The sequence below is a fragment of the Rhizobacter sp. Root1221 genome, from assembly GCF_001425785.1.
Lineage (GTDB): Bacteria > Pseudomonadota > Gammaproteobacteria > Burkholderiales > Burkholderiaceae_C > Rhizobacter.
In genome coordinates this window covers 16,677-37,445 of sequence record NZ_LMDI01000034.1, presented here as the reverse complement: position 1 = coordinate 37,445, position 20,769 = coordinate 16,677, and the positions used below count along the sequence as shown (strand labels likewise).

Below are 20,769 nucleotides of genomic sequence, written 5' to 3'. Positions count from 1 at the left end.
GGGCCGCGGCCACGTGGGGCGGACCCTGACCTTTCGGCGCCACCCGTGCGGCACAATCTGGCCACCGCCCGCCAGGGTTCCCTCACGTTCCGCCCCCCCTTGTTCCGCACGCTGCGAGCGCAACTGATCGTGGGCAGCGTGACCATCTTCGTGGTCACGCTGGGGCTGCTGCTTTGGAATGCGAACAACCTCGTCACGAAGGCGATGCTGCGCCAGTTCGATGCCGAGGCCGAACAGCTCCGCCCGCTGCTGAACGCGGCCATTTCGCCGCTGCTGGCCACCCGCGACTACGCCACGCTGAACGCCGTCGTGAAGCAGAGCGTGTCCGGCCGCGGGCTCGCCTACCTCGAGGTCATCGATGCCCAGGGGGAACAGGTGGCGGCCGGCGGGTCCATGCCGTCGAGCCGGCCCGCACTCGACGTGGCCATGCCCCTCGTGATCGAGGGCCAGCCCCTCGGCGCCCTGCGGTTCGGCATTCCCACCGAGGCGGTGGACGAGGCCCGGGACACGATGTCGCGCAACGGGCTCGCCATCGGCGGGCTCGTGCTGGTGCTTGGCACGGCACTGCTCGCGGTGTGCATGTCCTGGCTGACGAAGGGGCTGCGCCGCCTCGCCGAGGCGAGCCAGGACCTCGCCGCCGGCAAGCCCGGCCAGGCCATCCCCGACAGCCCCGTGCTGGAAGTGCGCCAGGTGTCGGATGCGTTCAAGCGCATGGCCCAGGCGGTGCAGGAACGCGAGTCGTACCTGCGTTCGGTGATCGAGACGCTGACCGAAGGCCTGATGGTCACCGATGCCAAGACCCGCCAGGTGCTCGACCGCAACGAGGCCGCCGCCTCGATGTGCCGGGTCTCGCGCCGGCATTCGTCCGACATGAAGGGCGCCTTCCAGGGCTTGCGCCTGCTGCGGCCCGACGGCACCGACATTCCGCTCGACGAACGCCCCACGCACCACGCCCTGGTCACCGGCGAGCCGGTGCGCAACCAGCTCTGCCACCTCGTGCGGCCCGACGGCACGTCGGTGTGGGTGTCCGTCAACGTGTCGCCGCTGTTCCGGCGCGGTGAAGCCACGCCGTACGCCGCCGTGACGTCGTTCACCGACGTCAGCCGCCACGTGCTGGCCGAACAGGCGCTGCGGCTGGCCAACGAGGAGCTCGAGCAGCGCGTGAGCGAGCGCACCGCCGAACTGCGGCAGGCCAAGGAACTGGCCGAACGGGCGAGCCACGCGAAGTCCGACTTCCTCTCCCGCATGAGCCACGAGCTGCGCACACCGCTCAACGCCATCCTCGGGTTTTCGCAGCTGCTGCAGCTCTCGCACCACCCGATGCCCGAGACGAACGCCCAGAAGGTCAAGCAGATCGAGATGGCCGGCTGGCACCTGCTGGAGCTGATCAACGAGGTGCTCGACCTGTCCCGCATCGAGGCCGGCGCGATGACCACCACGCCTGAATCGCTGGACCTGTGCGCGGCCATCGCCGAATCGGTGACGCTGGTCAGCACCCAGGCCGCGGCCAAGGACGTGCGGATCGTGGACCTGTGCCCGGCCGATGGCCGCAGCTGGGTCACGGCCGACCGCAAGCGCCTGAAACAGGTGCTGAACAACCTGCTGTCGAACGCGGTGAAATACAACCGCACCGGCGGCCGGGTGACCATCACGACGCACACCACCGGGACCGGGCGCGTGCGGGTGCGTGTGACCGACACCGGGCGGGGCATGAGCGCCGAGCAGCTGTCGCGCCTGTACGAACCCTTCACCCGGTTCGAGCGGGCCGGCGACACGGTGCAGGGCACCGGCATCGGCCTCGTGATCACGCGGCGGCTGGTCGAGCTGATGGACGGCCGCATCGACGCGGTGTCCGAGGACGGCGTGGGCTCCACGTTCAGCTTCGAGCTGCCCGCGGCCGACACACCGGCCGGCCGGCCGGCCCCCACCTTGCCGCCGATCCCCCCGTTCGCGCCCGAAACGCTGCAGTCCGACACCCGGCAACTGCTCTACGTGGAAGACAACCCGTCGAACGTCGAGTTGCTGCGCCATGTGCTGGCGTTGCGCGCGGGGCACGTGCTCCAGGTGGCCACCGACGGCCTGACCGGGTTCGACATGGCGGTGACCAACCCACCCGCGCTCGCCATCGTCGACATCGACCTGCCCGGCATCGACGGCCTCGAGTTGTGCCGCCGCCTGCGTGCCCACCCGCGCACCGCGCAGTTGCCGCTCATCGGGCTCAGCGCCAATGCGATGGGGGCGGACGTGGACCGGGCCCACGCGGCCGGCTTCGACGTGTACCTGACCAAACCCCTCGACGTGGCCCGCCTGTTCGACGAAATCGACCGGCTCGCCAGCGCCTGACGACACCGCCCCCTCCCCAGGCGCCACCTGCCGCACAAGGACGGTGCGCCTGCAGCCGGTGGTTGTCCTACCTCGGGTTGCGCCGGGGGCCGATGGGCCTCGCGGGCCGCGGCCAGTCCAATGACGTGTCCCCCTCGAACCGACAGGCCCAGCCATGAACACTCCCGTCCTGGACGCCCCGCTGCCCCGCACGGCCGAACCGTCCCCGCCGGCCATCCACATGGCCACCGATGCCGACATCCCCGCCGGAAAGCGGTTCGACGTCGACTGCGAGCTGGCCTACGACCTGACCGGCGATTGCGACTTCCTGTTCCAGATCCACGCGCTGAACGGCATGGGCCAGCAGCTGATCTCCGAGTCGCTGGAGGTCACACCCGCAGTGGCCACCCACATCTTCGAGGATCCCACCGTCCACCACCGCTTCCTGCGCCTGCGCGCGGGCGCCGGGCCGCTGACACTGCGCTACCGCGCCCAGGTGCGCCGGTTGCCCGACCCCGACGCCTCCGAGGCGGTGGAACTGCCCATCGCCGACCTGCCCGACGACATCCTGCACAACCTGATGCCCACCCGCTACTGCGAGTCGGACCTGCTGGGACGGGCCGCGCAGAAGCTGTTCTGCGGCCACCCGCCCGGGTTTGCCCGCGTGCAGGCCATCTGCGACTGGATCCACGACAACATCGACTACCAGGTGGGCGCCACCGTGGTCACCACCACCGCCCGCGACGTGTTCCTGTACCGGGCCGGCGTGTGCCGTGATTTTGCCCACCTGGGGATCACGTTCTGTCGCGCCTTGAACATCCCCGCCCGGCTGGTGGTGGGGTACGCGCGGTTCGACGACCCGCCGCCCGATTTCCATGCCGTTTTCGAGGCCTACCTGGGCGGCCAGTGGGTGCTGTTCGACCCCACCCGCATGTCGCCGATGGCGGAGTTGATCCGCATTGCGATGGGCCGCGACGCGAAGGACGTGGCGTTCGCCACGATCTTCGGCCCGGCGGTCATGACCCGCATGAATCCATGCCTTTCCTCGCCCGACTGACGGTACAATGCCCGGACTTTCCGAGGAGCGTTGCAAGGCCGCCCACCCCAGGCGCCCCAGGCTCGGAAGCTTGATCTGCAACCGCGCTCACCCGCACGTCGACCGTGTCCGTGGGTGAGTGAGCCGAACGCTTTTCGCTCCCCTTGCCGCGCGTGCGGGTTCCCAACACAAGGAGCCTGTCCATGAACGCTGTTCTCAAACCCGCCGCCGACCACGCGATCGCCGACCTCTCGCTCGCGAACTGGGGCCGCAAGGAAATCCGCATCGCCGAAACGGAGATGCCGGGCCTGATGTCCATCCGCGAGGAATTCGCGAAGACCCAGCCGCTCAAGGGCGCCCGGGTCACCGGCAGCCTGCACATGACCATCCAGACCGCCGTGCTGGTCGAGACGCTGCAAGCCCTCGGCGCCGAAGTGCGCTGGGCGTCGTGCAACATCTTCTCGACGCAAGACCACGCCGCCGCGGCACTGGTCGCCGAAGGCACGCCAGTGTTCGCGCACAAGGGCGAAACGCTCACCGAGTACTGGGACTTCACCCACCGCATCTTCGACTTCGGCCCGAAGGGTTCCACGGGCGAAGGCCCGAACATGATCCTCGACGACGGTGGCGATGCCACGCTGCTGATGCACCTCGGCCAGCGCGCCGAAAAAGACCAGTCGCTGCTCGAGAACCCCACCAGCGAAGAAGAGACCTGCCTGTTCGCCGCCATCAAGGCGAAGCTGGCCGCCGATCCCACCTGGTACACCCGCAAGAGCGCCGAGATCATCGGCGTGACGGAAGAAACCACCACCGGCGTGCACCGCCTGAACGAGATGAGCGCCAAGGGCTCGCTGCTGTTCCGCGCGTTCAACGTGAACGACTCGGTCACGAAGAGCAAGTTCGACAACCTGTACGGCTGCCGTGAATCCCTCGTGGACGGCATCAAGCGCGCCACCGACGTGATGATCGCCGGCAAGGTTGCCGTCGTGGCCGGCTACGGCGACGTGGGCAAGGGTTCCGCCCAGGCCCTGCGTGCCCTGAGCGCCCAGGTGTGGGTCACCGAGATCGACCCCATCAACGCACTGCAGGCCGCGATGGAAGGCTACAAGGTCGTCACGATGGAGTACGCCGCCGACAAGGCCGACATCTTCGTCACCACCACGGGCAACAAGGGCATCATCCGCCACGAGCACATGGCCGCGATGAAGGACCAGGCCATCGTCTGCAACATCGGCCACTTCGACAACGAGATCGACATCGCGTCGATCGAGAAGTACGAATGGGACGAGATCAAGCCGCAGGTCGACCACATCAAGTTCCCCGACGGCAAGAAGATCATCCTGCTGGCCAAGGGCCGCCTCGTGAACCTCGGCTGCGGCACGGGCCACCCGAGCTTCGTGATGTCATCGAGCTTCGCGAACCAGACCATCGCGCAGATCGAACTCTTCACGCGCCCCGACGCCTACCAGGTGGGCAAGGTGTACGTGCTGCCGAAGATCCTCGACGAGAAGGTCGCGCGCCTGCACCTGAAGAAGGTCGGCGCCATGCTGACCGAACTGACGGACGAACAGGCCGCCTACATCGGTGTCGACAAGAAGGGCCCGTACAAGCCCGACACCTACCGCTACTGAGATCCGGAAGTACCTTCGATGCGCATCGACCAGCTCATTCTCCAGAAGGGCCTCGCCCCCACCCGCTCCGCCGCCCAGCGGCTCATCGAGCGGGGGGCGGTGCGGTGGTTCGGGCCCAAAGGCTGGTCGGTGCCCAAGAAGGCCGGTGAAGACGTGCCCGACGGCTGCCAGCTCGAGGTCACCGACACATCCGAACTCAAGTTCGTGTCACGCGGTGGCTTGAAGCTCGAAGGCGCCCTCGACCACTGCAAGATCGACGTCACGGGCCTCGTGTGCCTCGACGCTGGCCAGAGCACCGGCGGGTTCACCGACGCGCTGCTGCAACGGGGTGCCGCCAAGGTGGTGGGCATCGACGTGGGCCACGGCCAGCTGCACCCGCAGCTCGCCGCCGACCCGCGGGTGCAGGCCTTCGAGGGCGTGAACGCCCGCGACGTGGCCGGCACCGCGTTCGCGGCGGCCGTCGAACCGCAGAGTTTCGGGTTCGTCACGGGCGACCTGTCGTTCATCTCCAGCACCCACGTGCTGCCCACGCTCGTGCACTACCTGGCGCCGCTCGGCCACCTGCTGCTGCTCGTGAAGCCGCAGTTCGAGTTGCAGCCGCACCAGATCGGCAAGGGCGGCATCGTGCGCGACAAGGCACTGTTCCAGGAAGTCGAGACCCGCATCCGGCAGGCCTGCCGGCAGCAGAGCCTGCAGCTGCGGGCGTATTTCCAGAGCCCCATCACGGGCGGCAACGGCAACACCGAATTTTTCGTGTGGGCCCAGGCGGTTCAACCGCAGTGAGATCGACGATGACCTCCAACTTTCCCGTCAGCCTCGAATTTTTCCCCGCCAAGACACCCGACGGCGTGGCGAAGTACGCCGCGGTGCGCCGCGAGCTGTATGCGCTGAAGCCGGCGTTCTGCTCGGTCACCGCCGGGGCCGGCGGCTCCACGCACAAGGGCACGCTGAGCATGGTGCAGGACATCTTCTCGGAAGGTGTCGAGGGTGCCCCGCACTTCACCTGCGTGGGCGCCAGCACCGACTCCATCCGCGACGCGCTGGCCCAGTTCCGCGACGCCGGCATCCGCCGCATCGTCGCGCTGCGCGGCGACCTGCCCAGTGGCTACGGCAGCTTCGGCGAATTCCGCTACGCCAGCGACCTCGTCGCGTTCATCCGCGCGGAAACCGGCGACCACTTCCACATCGAGGTGGCCGCCTACCCCGAGATGCACCCCCAGGCCAAGTCACCGCAGGCCGACCTGCAGGCCTATGCGGCCAAGGTGCATGCCGGCGCCAATTCGGCCATCACGCAGCTCTTTTTCAACGCCGACGCCTACTTCCGCTTCCTCGACGAGGCCCGCAAGCTGGGCGCCGACGTGCCGGTGGTGCCGGGGGTCATGCCCATCACGAACGCGAGCGGCCTGATCCGTTTCGCCGACAACACCGGCGCCGAGATCCCGCGCTGGATCCGCCTGCGGCTGCAGTCGTACGGCGACGACGTGGAGTCCATCAAGGCCTTCGGCCTCGACGTGGTGACCGACCTGTGCGAGCGCCTGCGGGCCGGTGGCGCTCCGGGCGTGCACCTGTACACCATGAACCAGAGCGGCGCCTCGCTGGCGCTGTTCAAGCGGCTGGGCTGGTAGCCCCGCCCCCCCCCCCCGGCGAACGCCGGGACTCACAGTGCGCTGCGAGTTGTGCTTGTTCTCTGGCGAGGCCGCGCCGGGTCTCGGCCCGGCAGCCGAGTCCCTTCTTTTTCTGGTGAAAAAGAAGGAACCAAGAAAACACCTCAACACCAGCTTCCCAGACCTTTGCNCGCTTCGGCTGAGCGGGACTCGCTCGGTGTACGCCGAGGACTCGATCAAGCCAGGACGTCTCTCCACGCCCTGACTCCCGGGGTCTGCCTTCCCAGGCACCGAACCACCCGAGCCACTCGCGTCACCCTGGACGGGTCTCCGGCTTGGTCATCGATACAGCCGGGTACTGGGCACGGAAAGCCTCGTCATTCATTCGCCCAGAACTACCGGCGCGGCCTCGCCTGAGAGGAAACGCGACTCGCAGCCACCAGTGGCCCCCGGCGTGACAGAAATTGATCCCGGACAGCAGTGAGCCTTCGTCTGGACGACAGCGGGAGGCACTCACCGCGCGTACATGACGCCGTCTTCCGTGATCATCACGTCCAGCGGCTCTTCATCGGGCCGCGCCCGCAGCAGCGGCAGGAACCCGTGCGCATACCCCACCCCCACCGTCAGTGGCCTGGGTGACAGCGACGCCACCGTCTGGTCGTAGAACCCGCCCCCGTACCCGAGGCGCACGCCCCCCGGGCCGTAACCCACGCAGGGCAGCAGCAGGATGCCGGGCTGGAACACGTCGGTGTCCTTCGGCTTCGGGATGTCGTGGGCATCGAGTTCCATCGGGCAGCCCGGAAACCACACGTGGAACTTGAGCGATTCGGTGGCGCGGTCGGTCACCGGCAGGCCGATGCGGCGGGGTGACCCTTCGGGCCCGCCCTCGCTCCAGCGGAACAGCGCCGGCAGCGGGTCGAATTCGCCCTTGATGGGCCAATACGCCCCAATCGAGGATTCCTTGCGGGTCACGAGCCAGGTGCGCAGCACATGCTGCAGCTGCACCGCGCGCTCGAGCCGGTCGGGCAGCGCCTGGCGGTCCTTGATCAGTTTCTCGCGGAGAGTGTCGCGTTCGTTCGGAGTCATGGCCATCCCGTGTCGATCAGCCGACATTGTGCAAGACTCTCCCGATGCCTGCGCCCTTGCCCGACTACGTCACCCACAGCGTGGAACTCCTGTCGCCCCTCGGCGCCGTGCGCATATTGCGCATGTTCGGTGGCTTCGGGCTCTACGTCGACGACGTGTTCATGGCCCTCGTGGCCAACGAACAGCTGTACCTGAAGGCCGACGACACCACCCGCGGGCGGTTCGAGGCGGCAGGGTGCCGCCCCTTCGTGTACGAAGGGGGCAGCAAGACGGTGACGATGAGCTACTGGACCGCCCCCGACGATGCGCTGGAGTCGCCCGCGCTGATGCTGCCTTGGGCGCGCCTGGCGTTCGAGGCCGGGCTGCGCGCCCGGGCCGCGAAAACACGCACGAAACGCCCGCCGACGAGGGGGAAATCGTCGTCCTAGAATTGGCGGCAACCAAACTAGCGCGGTCATCCACCGCCCCGGGGGAGATCCGTGTTCCGTTCGCGCCCGATTCAACGCCTTCTCGGCACGCTCGCCCTGCTGACGGCGCTCGCGCCCGTGGCCGGTGCCGTTGCGCAAACCATCCACACCTGCGCCACCCCCGACGGCCGCCGCTACAAGACGGACCTCCCCTGCCCCGCCCCCTCCGGAATGGGGCAGCTGGGCGGCAACACCACGCCAGCCCCCGCACCACCCCTGCCACCCCGCGCCGCGCCGCGCCCTCCGCCGCTGTCCGCCGACCAGAACGAACTCGCGGCCAACTGCGCCGCCCTCGGCGAAGCGATGCGCATCGGGCTGGCACAGGGCCTCGGGCATGACCACGTCACCTTGCTGCGCCGGGAATGGCAGCGCCTCTGCGGGGACAGCGGCGCGAACGCGCAGGACCCGCCCGGCGATGTCCGCAACGCAGAGAGCGAACGCCGGCTCGCCGAGAAGAATGCCGCGTTGCAATCCGCGGCCGAGCGGCAAGAACAGGCCGACCGGTGCGCGCTGATGCGCAAGAACCTGGCCACACGCAGGCAACGCCCGAACCCCACGGCCGGCGACCAGGCCGACCTGCAGCGTTTCGAGGCCACGTACCGCGAACGCTGCCCCGGCTGACCCGGTCAGCCCACCACGCCGGACTCGGTGACCACCAGCATCAGCGGGTGGTCGTGGCGCTCCGGCTTGAACGCCCCGGGCTCGATGCGCCCCACCGACCACGCCACCCCCACCGCCGTGGTGTCGGGGTGGGCGGCCAGGTAGCGGTCGAAAAAACCGCCGCCGTAACCGAGGCGGTAGCCGTCGTCGGTGAATCCCACGCAGGGCACCAGCACCACGTCGGGCACCGCCGGGGCGCCGGTGGCGGTGAGGATGCCGCAGCCGTCGCGTTCGGTGGGTTCGGCGCCGTCCCACAGCCGGTACTGCATCGCCGGCGGCTCTCTGCGTGCAAAGGGCAACGCCAGCGGCACCGCGCTGTCCCCTTCGTCCACGCGCCAAGGGCGAGCTGCGTTAAATTCGGACCGCACCGGCCAGTAGACCCCCAGGCATTCGGGCGCCAGTTGGGCCAGCACTTCGGCCAACCGGTCTTCGAGCGCGCGGGTGGCGTCCGCGGCCCGCGGTGACAGGACAAATCGCTCACGCTCGGCCAGCAGGTGCTGGCGCAAGGCAGTTCGCTCGGGAGCCGGGCTGTGAGGCGGCATGATCAACCCATGAAAGACACGTTGAAGAACTTCAAACGAGTATATGAGCGGCCCGGCGTGGGCCGTGCGATCGCCGGCCTGGCGATGGCGGCCGCGTTCGCGCTGTCCGCCGCCCCGGCAGCGGCCCAGAACGGTTTCGGCAACATCCTCGACGCGCGCGACGCCCTGCGCAAGGGCGACCGCGCGCGGCTGGCGTCGTTGCGTGCGGCCGCCGTCGGCGAACGCCAGGCGCTCGCGCCCTGGGTCGACTACTGGGACCTCAGCAGCCGCATCAACCTCGTGCAGGCCGACGAGGTAGAGGCGTTCTACCAGCGCTGGTCCGGCTCCTACGTGGAAGACCGGCTGCGAAACGACTGGTTGCTCGAACTGGGCCGCCGCCGCGACTGGGCGGCCCTGTCGGCCGACTACCCGCGGTTCCGGATGAACGACGACCGGCAGGTGGCCTGCTACGCGCTGCTTGCCGACCACCTGGCCGGCAAGGACGTGCGCGACGCCGCCCGCGCCGCATGGTTCGCGCAGAAGGATGCCGACGACGGCTGTGCCCTGCTCGCCACCACGCTCTTCGAGGCCAAGCAATTCGGCGCTGCTGACGCCTGGCGCCGCGCCCGGGTGGCCGTGGACGCGAACAAGCCTCGCGCGGCCCGCCTGGCCGTCCAGCTCGTGGCGCCGTCGTTTGCCGCCGAGGTGCCCGACCTGGTCGACAACCCTGCGAAATACCTGGCCAGGAAAAAGGCCACGGCCGACCGCACCACGCAGGAGCTCGTGACCCTCGCGCTGATGCGCCTGGCGGCCACCGACCCCGACGCCGCCGTCAGCCTGCTCAACACCACGTGGCGCGAGTCGCTGCGTCCCGAGCAAGCCGCCTGGGCCTGGTCCACCGTGGGCAAGCAGGCCGCGATGCGGCTGATGCCCACCGCGCCCAGCTACTTCCAGCAGGCCGAGCTGATGGCGTCGAAGACCGACCTCGAGCTGGTCTGGGCCGACGAAACCCTCGCGTGGAAGGCCCGCGCCGCGCTGCGCAACGACGGTGGCCCGCGCTGGCAGCAGGTGATCCAGGCCATCAACGCGATGGACCCGGTCGCCCAACGCGACGCCACGTGGGTGTACTGGAAGGCCCGTGCGTTGCAGGCACTCGCCCGCGATTCCAGCGACCCGGCCGCGATGGCCGCGCAGAGCCACGAGATGTTCGGCAGCATCGCCGGCCAGTACCACTTCTACGGGTCGCTGGCGGCCGAGGAGCTGGGCCGGCCCATCACGATGCCCCCCGTGCCGGCCCCCGTGCCCACCGCCGACCGCGAGGCCGCCGCGCGCGAACCCGGCATCGCCCGCGCACTGCTGCTGACCACCGCCGGCCTGCGCAACGAGGCGAACCGCGAGTGGAACTTCACGCTGCGCGGCATGGACGACCGCACGCTGCGCGCCACCGCCGAGGTGGGCTGTGAACGCCAGCTGTGGGACCGCTGCATCAACACGAGCGACCGCACGAAGGCCGACATCGACATGGCCCAGCGCTTCCCCGTCCCGTTCCGCCGGGAGATGGTGGCCCGCGGCCGCGAGATCGGCCTCGACCCCGCGTACGTGTATGGCCTGATCCGCCAGGAATCGCGGTTCATCGTGGACGCCCGTTCCGGCGTGGGTGCGGCCGGGTTGATGCAGCTGATGCCGGCCACGGCACGCTGGACCGCCAAGAAGGTCGGCATGCCCTTCACGCCCGACATGATCACCGACCGTGATGTGAACCTGAAGCTCGGCACCAGCTACCTGAAGCTGGTGCTCGACGACCTGGACGGTTCGCAGGCCATGGCCGCCGCCGCGTACAACGCCGGCCCGAACCGGCCGCGCCGCTGGCGCGAGGGCCCTCGCCTGGAACCGGCGATCTGGGTCGAGAACGTGCCGTTCGGTGAAACCCGCGACTACGTCAAGAAGGTGCTGTCGAACGCCACCTTCTACGCGGCGCTGCTGAAGGATCCCAATGCCACCGTGGCCCCGTCGCTGAAGGCGCGGCTGGGCCGTTCCATCGGACCACGCGAAGCGGGGCTGCCGGCCCCGGATACGGAGTTGCCGTGAACAAGATCCTGGTGCTCGGCGGAACGGGTTTCATCGGCCAGAGCCTGTGCGAGCAGCTCGTCACCCGCTTCGGGGGCGCGGGCCCGCGCATCGAGGTGCCCACGCGCCAGATCCAGCGGGGCCGGCGCGTGCAATACCTGCCCACGGTCGACGTGATCGCCGCCGACGTGAACCGCGACGAGGACCTGCGGCGGGTCGTGGCGGGCAGCGACGTGGTGGTGAACCTGATCGCCCGGCTGCACGGTTCGCAGGCGGAGTTCGACCGCACCCACGTGGACCTGCCCCGCCGCCTGGCCCAGGCGTGCCGCGCGAACGGCGTTCGCCGTGTGGTGCACGTCAGCGCGCTGGGGGCGGCGGCCGGCGCGCCGTCGATGTACCAGCGCACCAAGGCGGGCGGCGAGGCCGTGCTGGCCACGTCGGGGCTCGACGTGACGGTGCTCCGGCCGGCCGTCGTGTTCGGCCCGCTCGACCACTTCATGAACCTCTTCGCGCGCCTGCAGGCCGTGTTGCCCGTGATGCCGCTTGCCGGCGCCTCGTGCCGCCTGCAACCGGTGTGGGTGACCGACGTGGCCGATGCCCTCGTGGCGGCCATCGAACGGCGCGACACCATTGGCCAGGTCTACGAGCTGGCCGGACCGAAGACCTACACGCTCGCCGAACTGGTGCGGCTGGCCGGCCGCTGGTCGGGCCACGAGCGCCCGGTGTTCGGCCTGCCCGGCCCCCTCGCGAAGCTGCAGGCGCTGGCGATGGAGTGCCTGCCCGGCGAGCCGATGATCTCGCGCGACAACGTGGATTCGCTCAAGACCGACAACGTCGCCACCGGCCGCGTGCCCGGCCTCGCGGCGCTCGGCATCACGCCATCCGCGCTGGAATCGGTGATGCCCATGCTGCTGGCCCGGCGCGACAGCGTGGCGCGTCTCGACACATGGCGCCGCGGCGCGGGCCGCTGAACCCATTCACCCAGGGAGAAACCAAAGATGAAGCTCTACATCGGCAACAAGAACTACTCGTCCTGGTCCATGCGCCCGTGGGTGCTGCTGACCGAAGCCGGCATCCCGTTTGAAGAAGTGGTGCTGCGCTTCGACTCGTTCGACCCCCACTCGGCGTTCAAGACCGAGATCCTGAAGCACAACCCCACCGGCCGCGTGCCGGTGCTCGTCGACGGCGACTTCCCCGTGTGGGACAGCCTCGCCATCGCCGAGTACGTGGCCGAGCGGTTCCCCGAGAAGAACCTTTGGCCGGCCGACCCGCGCCAGCGCGCCCGCGCCCGCAGCGTGTGCGCCGAGATGCATTCGGGCTTTGCGGCGCTGCGCGAACACTGGGGCATGAACATCGAGGCGCACCTGGCCGACGTGGGCGCCCGGGTGCTGGCCGAACAGCCCGCCCTGCGTGCCGACCTGGACCGCATCGTGTCGATGTGGACGCAGCTGCTCGCGCAGTCGGGCGGGCCCATGCTGTTCGGCCACTTCACCATCGCGGATGCGTTCTTCGCGCCGGTGGTGACCCGCCTCGTCACCTACGGCGCCCCGGTGCCGGCCGCGGTGAAGGGGTACGTCGACCGTGTGCTGGCCTTGCGCAGCGTCTCGGCCTGGTACCGCGACGCGCAGGCCGAACACGACTTCCTGCAGTTCGAAGAAAACTACCGCACAGGGCGCGCATGAAAAAGTGGCTGGTCGGCGGGTCCGTGCGCGACGCCCTGCTCGGGCGCCCGGTGAACGACCACGACTGGGTCGTGGTGGGCGCCTCGCCGCAGGAGCTGCTCGACCAGGGTTACCTGCCTGTCGGCAAGGACTTCCCCGTCTTCCTGCACCCGCAGACGAAGGAAGAGGTGGCCCTCGCGCGCACCGAGCGCAAGACGGCCCCCGGGTACCACGGCTTCGCGTTCCACGCCGACCCGGGCGTGACCCTCGAGGACGACCTGCAGCGCCGCGACCTGACCATCAATGCGATGGCACAGGACGAGGACGGCCGCATCGTCGACCCGTACCACGGCCGCGCCGACCTCGACGCGAAACTGCTGCGCCACGTGTCCCCGGCCTTTGCCGAGGACCCGGTGCGCATCCTGCGCCTGGCGCGGTTTGCCGCCCGGTTCGACGGGTTCACCGTCGCCCCCGAGACCGAAGCGCTGATGGAACAGATGGTCGAGGCCGGCGAGGTGGACGCGCTCGTGGCCGAACGGGTGTGGCAGGAGATCGCCCGCGGGCTGATGGAAGACCGCCCGTCGCGGATGTTCGAGGTGTTGCGGGGCTGTGGGGCGCTGGCCCGCCTGCTGCCCGAGGTAGACCGCCTGTGGGGTGTGCCCCAACCCGAGGCCCATCACCCGGAGATCGACACCGGCGTGCACCTGATGATGGTGCTCGACGCCGCCGCACGGCTTGGCGCGCCGCTCGCGGTGCGGTACGCCTGCCTGGGCCACGACCTCGGCAAGGGCACCACCCCGCCCGACGAATGGCCCCGCCACATCGCCCACGAGGCCCGCAGCGTGACCCTTGTCGAAGAGATGAGCGAGCGGCTGCGGGTGCCTGCCGACTGCCGGGAAACCGCCGTCACCGTGGCCCGCGAACACGGCAACGTGCACCGCAGCGCCTCGCTGGATGCCTCCGCCATCGTGCGCCTGCTGGACCGCTGCGATGCGTGGCGCCGGCCGGAGCGGTTCGCCGACGTGCTGCTTGCGTGCGAGTGCGATGCGCGCGGGCGGCTCGGGCTGGAAGGTGAGCCCTACCCGCAGCGCGAGCGGCTGCTGGGGGCGCTGAAGGCGGCCCGCGGCGTGGACACGGCCGCGGTGGCCGCGCAAGCGACCGAGCAGGGACGCCAGGGCCCGGCGATCGCCGACGCCATCCGGCGGGCACGGCAGGATGCCGTGGGGGTGTTCCTGCAACCGCTGGCCCCGTAGAGGCATCCCGGCGAAGGCCGGGATCTGCCCGAACCGGTGGAGATCCCGGCCTGCGCCGGGACGACAAGGTGTGTGACACCTGTCAGATGAACTTGCCCACCAGCAGGATCACCACGCAGATCAGCACGCTGCTCGCGAACGGCAGGAAAAACTCCCGCCCGAACAGCCGGAAGCGGAAGTCGCCGGGGAGCCGACCTAGGCCGATGCGTTCGAGCCAGCGGTGGAACTGGCCGAACAGCATCAGCACGATGAACACCCCGATCAGCCAGCGGATCATGGTGCGCTCACAGCCGGTGTGACCGGTCGCCGCGGGCGAACCCGAGCGCCGCGGTGGTGAAGGCCGGGTCGCAGCCCCGGGCGAAACCGATCACCTTGAAGAGTTCACCCATCTCGTGTTCGTTCAGCAGGGTCTGCACCGGCAGGTTGGTGCGCAGGTCGCCGCCCTGCATCAGGTCGAGGATGCCGCAGTTGAACAGGAAGTTCGCCTGCGACGTGTAACCCAGCACGTCGAGCCCGGCGTCCTGCCCGGCCAGCGCGATGCCGGTGAAGTTCACGTGGGCGGTGATGTCCTTCTGGCCCACCAGCACCAGCGGGTCGGGGTCGGCCAGGTGGGCGTGGTGGCACATCAGCGTGCCGCCGCTGCGTTGCGGGTGGTAGTACTCGGCCTCGGGGAAACCGTAGTCGAGGAAAAACGCCGCCCCGCGTTCCAGCCGGTCGGCCAGCGTGGCGATGAAGGCTTCGGCCTGGGGGTGCACCTCGGTGACGGTGCCGGGCACGAACGGGCCGTCGCCGGGCGGCACCCGGTCGGTGGGGCGGTCGGCCCAGCCGAAGCCGGCGCCGTCGGTCACCACACCCCGTTCCTGCCACCCCGCGCCATCGAAGTGCAGCAGCTGCACCGGCATCGCGTCGAGCACCTCGTTGCCCACCACCACGCCGGCCAGCGTGTCGGGCAAGGTGTCGGCCCACTGCACGCGGTCGCCGAAGCGGGCCAGCCGCTCGCGCTGGCGGTCGCGCAGGCTGCCGGACAGGTCGACGATGACGTACCGCTCGACCACCGGCCCCAGCGCATCGAGCAGTTGCTCGGCGAGCGCCCCGGAGCCGGCCCCGAACTCCCACACGGCCTGGGTGCCGCTGGCCAGCAGCGCCTCGGCCACCTGGCGGGCGAGCGCTTGTCCGAACAGCGGTGACAGCTCCGGCGCGGTGACGAAATCGCTGCCGGATTGCGGCATGAGGCCGAACTTGCGGCTGTCGTTCGCGTAATAGCCCAGGCGCGGGGCGTACAAGGCCAGCGCCATGAAGCGGTCGAACGGCAGCCAGCCCCCGGCGCGGGCGATGGCCTCGTGGATCAGGCGGGGAAGGGCCGCCGATACACTGACAGACTCGTTGGATTGCATCCCGCCATTGTAGGAACCATGACCCCTCGTCCCGTTGCCCTGGTCACCGGCAGCGCCCGCCGCCTCGGCCAAGCCATCGCGCTCGACCTCGCCGCGGCCGGTTTCGACGTTGCCGTGCACTACCGTCACTCCGAGGCCGACGCACAGGCCACCGTGGCCGCGCTGCGCGCCGCGGGCGCCCGTGCGGAGGCGTTTGCGGCCGACCTGGGCGTCGAGGCCGAATGCCGCGCGCTGCTGCCGAAGGTGCTGGCTCACTTCCCGCGGCTGGACGCGGTGGTCAACAACGCATCCACGTTCGACTACGACGAACCCGCCACGTTTTCGTACGCCGCGATGGACACCCACTGGCGCGCCAACACCGGCCCTGCCGTGCTGCTGGCCCAGGCGTTCCACACGCACCTGCTGGCCACCGGGGGCACGGGCTGCGTCGTGAACCTGCTCGACCAGAAACTGTGGAACCCGAACCCGGATTATTTCTCGTACACGCTGTCCAAGGCGGCGCTGCAGGCGGCCACCGTGATGCTGGCCCAGGCGTTTGCGCCACAATTGAGGGTGTGCGGCGTGGCACCGGGTGTCACGCTGTTGTCGGGTGCGATGACCGACGGCGAATTCGCTGGCGCGCACGGCCTGACCCCGCTGAAACGCTCCTCGCTGCCCGCCGACATCGCCCGCACCGTGCGTTTCCTGATCGATTCCCCTGCCATCACCGGTACCACGCTGCTCGTGGACGGCGGCCAACACCTGCAGCCCCAGCCTCGCGACGTGATGTTCCTCGCGCGCGACGCGGCCGCCCCGAAAGAATGACATGCATAGCCTCCTGAGCCACCCGAGCCTGATGGACTGCCGGAGACTCTTCCTGCGCAACTACGAGGTCTGGATCAACATCGGTGTCCACGATTTCGAGAAGCGCGGCGAACAGCGGGTGCTGATCAACGTGGACCTGTACATCCCGCTCGCCCAGTCCACGCCCACCCAGGACGAACTGCACGAAGTGGTCGACTACGACTTCATGCGCCGCTCCATCGCCCAGCGCGTGAAGCAGGGCCACATCCACCTGCAGGAAACGCTGTGCGACGACGTGCTGGCGCTGATGCTGGCGCACCCGCTCGTGAAAGCCGCCCGCGTGTCCACCGAAAAGCCCGATGTGTACCCCGACTGCGAAGCCGTGGGCTGCGAGGTGTTCGGGCTCAAGAAGGACATGTGACCATGGCTGCCGTGATCGAAACCACCGGGACCGACCGCGCGAAGGCGGAATTCGAGACCAACAAGCTCTCGAAGCGCCTGCACCGCCTGGCCGGACAGGCCATCACCGACTTCAACATGATCGAAGAAGGCGACAAGGTGATGGTGTGCATGTCCGGCGGCAAGGACAGCTACGCGATGCTCGACATCCTGCTGAACCTGCAGCAGCGCGCGCCCATCCGCTTCGAACTGGTTGCCGTGAACCTCGACCAGAAGCAGCCGGGCTTCCCCGAACACGTGCTGCCGGAGTACCTGACCGCACGCGGCGTGCCGTTCCACATCGAGAACCAGGACACCTACTCGATCGTCAAGCGCGTGATCCCCGAGGGCAAGACCACCTGCGGCCTGTGCTCGCGGCTGCGCCGCGGCATCCTGTACCGGGTGGCCGGTGAACTCGGCTGCACGAAGATCGCGCTCGGCCACCACCGCGACGACATCCTGCAGACGCTGTTCATGAACATGTTCTTCGGCAGCAAGCTCAAGGGCATGCCGGCCAAGCTCGTCAGCGACGACGGCCGCAACGTCGTGATCCGCCCGCTTGCGTACGTGCCCGAGGTGGACCTGGAGCGCTGGGCCGCGCACCGCCAGTTCCCCATCATCCCGTGCACGCTGTGTGGCAGCCAGGACAACCTGCAACGGGTGCAGATCAAGCAGATGCTCCGCGACTGGGACAAGCGTTTCCCCGGCCGTGTCGACAACCTGTTCTCGGCGCTCGGCAACGTGGTGCCGTCGCACCTGATGGACCGGAACCTGTACCCGTTTGCCACGATCCAAGCGTCAGGCGTGGCCGACCCGCAGGGCGACCGCGCGTTCGACGAAGACGAGGGCTGTGCCCCGCCCCCGCCCGCGTCGATCATCACCGTGCAACGCTGAGGCCCCAGACAGGAGCAACGACCATGTGGAAAACCCCCGCCGTGCTCGGCATACTGGCCCTGGGCCTCGCGGGCTGCGCCGGATTCAACAACGTGGAGAGCGACGTGTCCACGTTCAGCAAGTGGCCCACCGGCCGGCAACCGGCCACCTACACGTTCGAGCGGCTGCCGTCGCAGCAGGCCCGCGAGAAGGAGCAGGACCGGCTCGAGGCCGCGGCCCGCACCGCGGTGGAGGCGTCCGGCTTCAAGCCTGCGGCCGACCCCAAGTCGGCGGACGTGACCGTGCAGCTCGGCGCCCGCGCCAGCCGGGCCGACCGATCGCCGTATGACGACCCGCTGTGGTGGCGTGGCGGCCTCTACTACTCACGCTTCGGGCGCCACCCGTTCTACGGCCCCCAGGTGATGTACCACTTCGACAACCCGCGGTACGACCGCGAGGTGGTGGTGCTGATCCGCGACCGACAGTCGGGCGAACCGCTGTACGAGGCGCGGGCCACCAACGACGGCAACACCCCCGGCGGCACGGCGCTGCTGGGCGCCATGTTCCAGGCCGCGATGACCGACTTCCCGCACAACGGCGTGAACCCGCGCCGCGTGTCGGTGCCGCTGCCGCGCTGACGCCCAACGCCCCCACGGGGGCGGGTCGGGCACAGCCCGGCCCTGGGGCCCTCAGCGGCTCATCGCGCGAAAGTCATCCGACCAGCCCTTGAGCCGGTCGGCGGCCACCTGGCGCTGTTCGCGGCTCATCGCGTTGTGCACCTGCGCGCCCACCATGCAGTTGTAGGCCCGCAGGCGCTCGTCGTACTGGCGGTAAGCCTCGCGCGGCGACCGCTGCACCCGCGCCACCAGCGCCCGCAACGCCGCCTGGGCCTGCTCGGGTGGCGCCTTCTCGGCCAGCAGCGCCCGCACGGTGGCCAGCGCATCTCGCTGGCGCTGCTGGCGTTCGGCGAGCCACACCTCGGGGGCGAACGGCGATGCGGCCACGAGCCGGGTGATGCGCTCGACCTGCGCCTCGTCGAGCCCGCCGTACAGTGATTCGGTGCGGTCCACCACCCGTTCCACGGCCGCCTCCAGGCGGTCCTTCGGATCGGGCTGCAGGTAGTCGTCGCGGAAGTTGGCGTTGACCTTGTTGTACTTGCGCTGCACGTGCTGCAGCTGGCCCGGCGACAGCGACATCACCGCCGAGGCCGCCGCCGGCAGCGCCCGTTCGATCACCGGGCCGGTGCGCGCCACCACCTCGTCGTACCACCCGCACACCTGCGCCGGCGTGATGGGCTCCGGCGCCAGCACCTGGGCCCGCGCGCGGGTGAGCAACTGGGCGTAATCGGGCAGCTGGGTGGCGCGGTGCCAGTCGAACAGCGCCCCCAGGTCCTCGCGCATGCGGTCGGTCTGGGTGTCGTTGAAATCGAAGTAGCCATCGAGCCACCAGTACACCAGATCGGGTGCCTGGCCATAGGCGAACCGGAGGGCCCCACACCCCGAAAGCAGGGTGGTCAAAAGCATCAGCACACCGATAATTGCCGACTTCGTACAAGGATGCTGCATGGCGCTCGACATCGTGATCATGGCCGCGGGCAAGGGAACCCGCATGAAATCCAGCCTGCCCAAGGTGTTGCACAAGCTCGCCGGACGCAGTCTATTGCAACACGTCCTCGACACCGCCGCCACGCTCGGGGCCGATCGCATCATCACCATCACCGGCCATGGGGCCGAACTCGTCGAAGCCGCCGTGCAGGCGCCGCACCTGCAGTTCGTGCGCCAGATGCCGCAACTCGGCACTGGCCATGCGGTGCAGCAAGCCGTGCCCGCGCTGCACGCCGAAGGCATCACGCTCATCCTGAACGGCGACGTACCGCTCATCCGTGCCGAAACGGCGCGGGCGCTGGTCGAGGCCTGCGATGGCACGCGCCTCGCGCTGCTCACCATCGACCTGGCCGACGCCGCCGGATATGGCCGCATCGTGCGCGAGGGTGACTCGGTGCGCGCCATCGTCGAACACAAGGACGCCACCCCCGCCCAGCGCGAGATCCGCGAGGTCTACACCGGCATGATGGCCGTGCCCACGGGGTTGCTCAAGCGCTGGCTGTCGCAACTGAAGAACGACAACGTGCAGGGCGAGTACTACCTCACCGACATCGTGGCCATGGCCGTGGCCGACCAGGTGGCCGTGGTGGCTGCGCAGCCGGTGGCCGAGGTCGAGGTGCTGGGGGTCAACAGCCCCGTGCAACTCGCCGAACTCGAACGCCTGCACCAGCGCGCGCTGGCCGTGCGGTTCATGGACGCCGGCGTGCGCCTGGCCGACCCGGCCCGCTTCGACGTGCGCGGCACCCTCACCTGCGGCACCGACGTCGAGGTCGACGTCAACTGCGTGTTCGAAGGTGACGTGAGCCTCGGCGACGGCGTGCGCATCGGCGCCAACTGCGTGATCCGCAACGCCCGCATCGCCGCCAACGCGGTGATCCACCCGTTCACCCACATCGACGGCGAAGCGCTCGGCGTAAAAGTGGGCACCGGCTCGCTGATCGGCCCGTTCGCGCGCCTGCGCCCGGGCGCCGACCTGGGCAACGACGTGCACATCGGCAACTTCGTCGAGGTGAAGAATTCCACGCTGGCCAACGGCGCCAAGGCCAACCACCTCGCCTACCTGGGAGACGCCACGGTGGGCGAACGTGTCAACTATGGCGCCGGCAGCATCACCGCCAACTACGACGGCGCCAACAAGCACCGCACGGTGATCGAAGCCGACGTGCACGTGGGCAGCAACTCGGTGCTCGTGGCTCCGGTCAAGCTGGGCGCGGGCGCCACCATCGGCGGTGGCTCCACCATCACGAAGGACGTGCCGGCCGGTGCGCTCGCAGTGGCACGCGGCAAGCAGGTGGTGCTGGAAGGCTGGCCGCGGCCGGTGAAGAAGAAGTGAGCGTTGTCAGCCCATTGGCGAAGGCCGGGACCCATC

Annotated in this window: 21 protein-coding genes and 1 riboswitch; of the genes, 16 read left to right on the top strand and 5 right to left on the bottom strand. The window is 69.4% G+C overall.

The features are described 5' to 3' along the window. The first annotated feature begins 45 nt into the window (after positions 1-45). The 5 genes from ASC87_RS21065 (at position 46) to ASC87_RS21045 (ending at position 6,614) form a co-directional block, all read left to right on the top strand. Positions 46-2,343: an ATP-binding protein gene (locus ASC87_RS21065; RefSeq protein WP_056666895.1), complete on the top strand. Its 2,298-nt coding sequence runs from the start codon at positions 46-48 to the stop codon at positions 2,341-2,343. Between the two features lie 154 nt (positions 2,344-2,497). Then, a complete protein-coding gene (locus tag ASC87_RS21060) occupies positions 2,498-3,379 on the top strand; it encodes a transglutaminase family protein (protein ID WP_235582233.1) in 882 nt (293 codons plus the stop codon). 16 nt (positions 3,380-3,395) lie between these two features. After that, positions 3,396-3,475: riboswitch (S-adenosyl-L-homocysteine riboswitch) on the top strand. 86 nt (positions 3,476-3,561) lie between these two features. Next, positions 3,562-4,989, top strand: a complete 1,428-nt coding sequence (gene ahcY, locus ASC87_RS21055; protein WP_056666892.1) for an adenosylhomocysteinase — start codon at positions 3,562-3,564, stop codon at positions 4,987-4,989. Between the two features lie 18 nt (positions 4,990-5,007). Further along, positions 5,008-5,772 (top strand): TlyA family RNA methyltransferase, encoded by a 765-nt coding sequence (locus ASC87_RS21050; protein WP_056666889.1) that lies wholly within the window; start codon positions 5,008-5,010, stop codon positions 5,770-5,772. A gap of 8 nt (positions 5,773-5,780) precedes the next feature. Next, a complete protein-coding gene (locus tag ASC87_RS21045; protein ID WP_056666886.1) occupies positions 5,781-6,614 on the top strand; it encodes a methylenetetrahydrofolate reductase in 834 nt (277 codons plus the stop codon). Positions 6,615-7,106: 492 nt separating this feature from the next. On the opposite strand, the gene ASC87_RS21040 is transcribed toward ASC87_RS21045, so the two are convergent. After that, positions 7,107-7,679, bottom strand: coding sequence for a 5-formyltetrahydrofolate cyclo-ligase (locus ASC87_RS21040; protein ID WP_056667605.1), 573 nt, complete (start codon positions 7,677-7,679; stop codon positions 7,107-7,109). 44 nt (positions 7,680-7,723) lie between these two features. Here ASC87_RS21040 and ASC87_RS21035 point away from each other — a divergent pair, with 44 nt between their 5' ends. Both ASC87_RS21035 and ASC87_RS21030 read left to right on the top strand, forming a co-directional pair. After that, the gene (locus tag ASC87_RS21035; protein WP_056666881.1) at positions 7,724-8,107 is read left to right on the top strand and encodes a TfoX/Sxy family protein; all 384 of its coding nucleotides are present in this window, start codon (positions 7,724-7,726) and stop codon (positions 8,105-8,107) included. 51 nt (positions 8,108-8,158) lie between these two features. Further along, positions 8,159-8,767: a hypothetical protein gene (locus ASC87_RS21030; protein ID WP_056666879.1), complete on the top strand. Its 609-nt coding sequence runs from the start codon at positions 8,159-8,161 to the stop codon at positions 8,765-8,767. Between the two features lie 5 nt (positions 8,768-8,772). Here the strand turns inward: ASC87_RS21030 and ASC87_RS21025 are convergent, their stop codons facing one another. Next, complete coding sequence (locus ASC87_RS21025; protein ID WP_056666876.1) at positions 8,773-9,312, bottom strand: 5-formyltetrahydrofolate cyclo-ligase; 540 nt, start codon at positions 9,310-9,312, stop codon at positions 8,773-8,775. Positions 9,313-9,357: 45 nt separating this feature from the next. Here ASC87_RS21025 and ASC87_RS21020 point away from each other — a divergent pair, with 45 nt between their 5' ends. The 4 genes from ASC87_RS21020 to ASC87_RS21005 are packed head-to-tail and all read left to right on the top strand — an operon-like array spanning position 9,358 to position 14,308. Continuing rightward, positions 9,358-11,415 (top strand): lytic transglycosylase domain-containing protein, encoded by a 2,058-nt coding sequence (locus tag ASC87_RS21020; protein WP_082568814.1) that lies wholly within the window; start codon positions 9,358-9,360, stop codon positions 11,413-11,415. Then, positions 11,412-12,365 carry a complex I NDUFA9 subunit family protein gene (locus ASC87_RS21015; protein ID WP_056666873.1) on the top strand — a complete coding sequence of 318 codons (954 nt, stop codon included), beginning with the start codon at positions 11,412-11,414 and terminating at the stop codon, positions 12,363-12,365. The genes ASC87_RS21020 and ASC87_RS21015 overlap by 4 nt, the downstream gene beginning before the upstream one ends. Positions 12,366-12,392: 27 nt before the next feature. After that, positions 12,393-13,076: a glutathione S-transferase family protein gene (locus ASC87_RS21010; RefSeq protein WP_056666871.1), complete on the top strand. Its 684-nt coding sequence runs from the start codon at positions 12,393-12,395 to the stop codon at positions 13,074-13,076. Beyond that, a complete protein-coding gene (locus ASC87_RS21005; RefSeq protein WP_056666869.1) occupies positions 13,073-14,308 on the top strand; it encodes a multifunctional CCA addition/repair protein in 1,236 nt (411 codons plus the stop codon). The genes ASC87_RS21010 and ASC87_RS21005 overlap by 4 nt, the downstream gene beginning before the upstream one ends. Positions 14,309-14,390: 82 nt before the next feature. Here ASC87_RS21005 and ASC87_RS21000 read toward each other — a convergent pair whose 3' ends face one another. Next, a complete protein-coding gene (locus ASC87_RS21000; RefSeq protein ID WP_056666865.1) occupies positions 14,391-14,585 on the bottom strand; it encodes a DUF2905 domain-containing protein in 195 nt (64 codons plus the stop codon). Between the two features lie 7 nt (positions 14,586-14,592). Then, positions 14,593-15,702 carry a class I SAM-dependent methyltransferase gene (locus ASC87_RS20995; RefSeq protein WP_056666862.1) on the bottom strand — a complete coding sequence of 370 codons (1,110 nt, stop codon included), beginning with the start codon at positions 15,700-15,702 and terminating at the stop codon, positions 14,593-14,595. A gap of 18 nt (positions 15,703-15,720) precedes the next feature. On the opposite strand from ASC87_RS20995, the gene ASC87_RS20990 reads away from it, so the two are divergent. The 4 genes from ASC87_RS20990 to ASC87_RS20975 are packed head-to-tail and all read left to right on the top strand — an operon-like array spanning position 15,721 to position 18,434. Then, positions 15,721-16,506 (top strand): SDR family oxidoreductase, encoded by a 786-nt coding sequence (locus ASC87_RS20990; RefSeq protein WP_056666860.1) that lies wholly within the window; start codon positions 15,721-15,723, stop codon positions 16,504-16,506. Between the two features lies 1 nt (position 16,507). Further along, positions 16,508-16,906, top strand: a complete 399-nt coding sequence (locus ASC87_RS20985) for a dihydroneopterin aldolase (RefSeq protein ID WP_056666858.1) — start codon at positions 16,508-16,510, stop codon at positions 16,904-16,906. A gap of 2 nt (positions 16,907-16,908) precedes the next feature. Further along, on the top strand, positions 16,909-17,817 hold the full coding sequence (ttcA, locus tag ASC87_RS20980; RefSeq protein WP_056666854.1) for a tRNA 2-thiocytidine(32) synthetase TtcA: 909 nt from the start codon (positions 16,909-16,911) through the stop codon (positions 17,815-17,817). Between the two features lie 23 nt (positions 17,818-17,840). Next, entirely contained in the window at positions 17,841-18,434 is a 594-nt protein-coding gene (locus ASC87_RS20975; protein ID WP_056666852.1) for a DUF4136 domain-containing protein, read from the top strand. A gap of 51 nt (positions 18,435-18,485) precedes the next feature. Here ASC87_RS20975 and ASC87_RS20970 read toward each other — a convergent pair whose 3' ends face one another. After that, complete coding sequence (locus ASC87_RS20970) at positions 18,486-19,319, bottom strand: DUF6279 family lipoprotein (protein WP_157604176.1); 834 nt, start codon at positions 19,317-19,319, stop codon at positions 18,486-18,488. Positions 19,320-19,359: 40 nt separating this feature from the next. Here ASC87_RS20970 and glmU point away from each other — a divergent pair, with 40 nt between their 5' ends. Next, the gene (glmU, locus tag ASC87_RS20965; RefSeq protein WP_056666846.1) at positions 19,360-20,733 is read left to right on the top strand and encodes a bifunctional UDP-N-acetylglucosamine diphosphorylase/glucosamine-1-phosphate N-acetyltransferase GlmU; all 1,374 of its coding nucleotides are present in this window, start codon (positions 19,360-19,362) and stop codon (positions 20,731-20,733) included. Positions 20,734-20,769 lie beyond the last annotated feature (36 nt).

Excerpts from the sequence above, each read along its gene's own strand:
- glmU (WP_056666846.1), top strand. The coding sequence starts at position 19,360 with ATGGCGCTCGACATCGTGATCATGGCCGCGGGCAAGGGAACCCGCATG.
- ASC87_RS20985 (WP_056666858.1), top strand. The coding sequence starts at position 16,508 with ATGCATAGCCTCCTGAGCCACCCGAGCCTGATGGACTGCCGGAGACTC.
- ASC87_RS21040 (WP_056667605.1), bottom strand. The coding sequence starts at position 7,679 with ATGACTCCGAACGAACGCGACACTCTCCGCGAGAAACTGATCAAGGAC.
- ASC87_RS21010 (WP_056666871.1), top strand. The coding sequence starts at position 12,393 with ATGAAGCTCTACATCGGCAACAAGAACTACTCGTCCTGGTCCATGCGC.
- ASC87_RS21035 (WP_056666881.1), top strand. The coding sequence starts at position 7,724 with ATGCCTGCGCCCTTGCCCGACTACGTCACCCACAGCGTGGAACTCCTG.
- ASC87_RS21060 (WP_235582233.1), top strand. The coding sequence starts at position 2,498 with ATGAACACTCCCGTCCTGGACGCCCCGCTGCCCCGCACGGCCGAACCG.
- ASC87_RS20995 (WP_056666862.1), bottom strand. The coding sequence starts at position 15,702 with ATGCAATCCAACGAGTCTGTCAGTGTATCGGCGGCCCTTCCCCGCCTG.
- ASC87_RS20970 (WP_157604176.1), bottom strand. The coding sequence starts at position 19,319 with ATGCTTTTGACCACCCTGCTTTCGGGGTGTGGGGCCCTCCGGTTCGCC.
- ASC87_RS20975 (WP_056666852.1), top strand. The coding sequence starts at position 17,841 with ATGTGGAAAACCCCCGCCGTGCTCGGCATACTGGCCCTGGGCCTCGCG.
- ASC87_RS21000 (WP_056666865.1), bottom strand. The coding sequence starts at position 14,585 with ATGATCCGCTGGCTGATCGGGGTGTTCATCGTGCTGATGCTGTTCGGC.
- ttcA (WP_056666854.1), top strand. The coding sequence starts at position 16,909 with ATGGCTGCCGTGATCGAAACCACCGGGACCGACCGCGCGAAGGCGGAA.
- ahcY (WP_056666892.1), top strand. The coding sequence starts at position 3,562 with ATGAACGCTGTTCTCAAACCCGCCGCCGACCACGCGATCGCCGACCTC.
- ASC87_RS21050 (WP_056666889.1), top strand. The coding sequence starts at position 5,008 with ATGCGCATCGACCAGCTCATTCTCCAGAAGGGCCTCGCCCCCACCCGC.
- ASC87_RS21045 (WP_056666886.1), top strand. The coding sequence starts at position 5,781 with ATGACCTCCAACTTTCCCGTCAGCCTCGAATTTTTCCCCGCCAAGACA.
- ASC87_RS21005 (WP_056666869.1), top strand. The coding sequence starts at position 13,073 with ATGAAAAAGTGGCTGGTCGGCGGGTCCGTGCGCGACGCCCTGCTCGGG.
- ASC87_RS20990 (WP_056666860.1), top strand. The coding sequence starts at position 15,721 with ATGACCCCTCGTCCCGTTGCCCTGGTCACCGGCAGCGCCCGCCGCCTC.
- ASC87_RS21020 (WP_082568814.1), top strand. The coding sequence starts at position 9,358 with ATGAAAGACACGTTGAAGAACTTCAAACGAGTATATGAGCGGCCCGGC.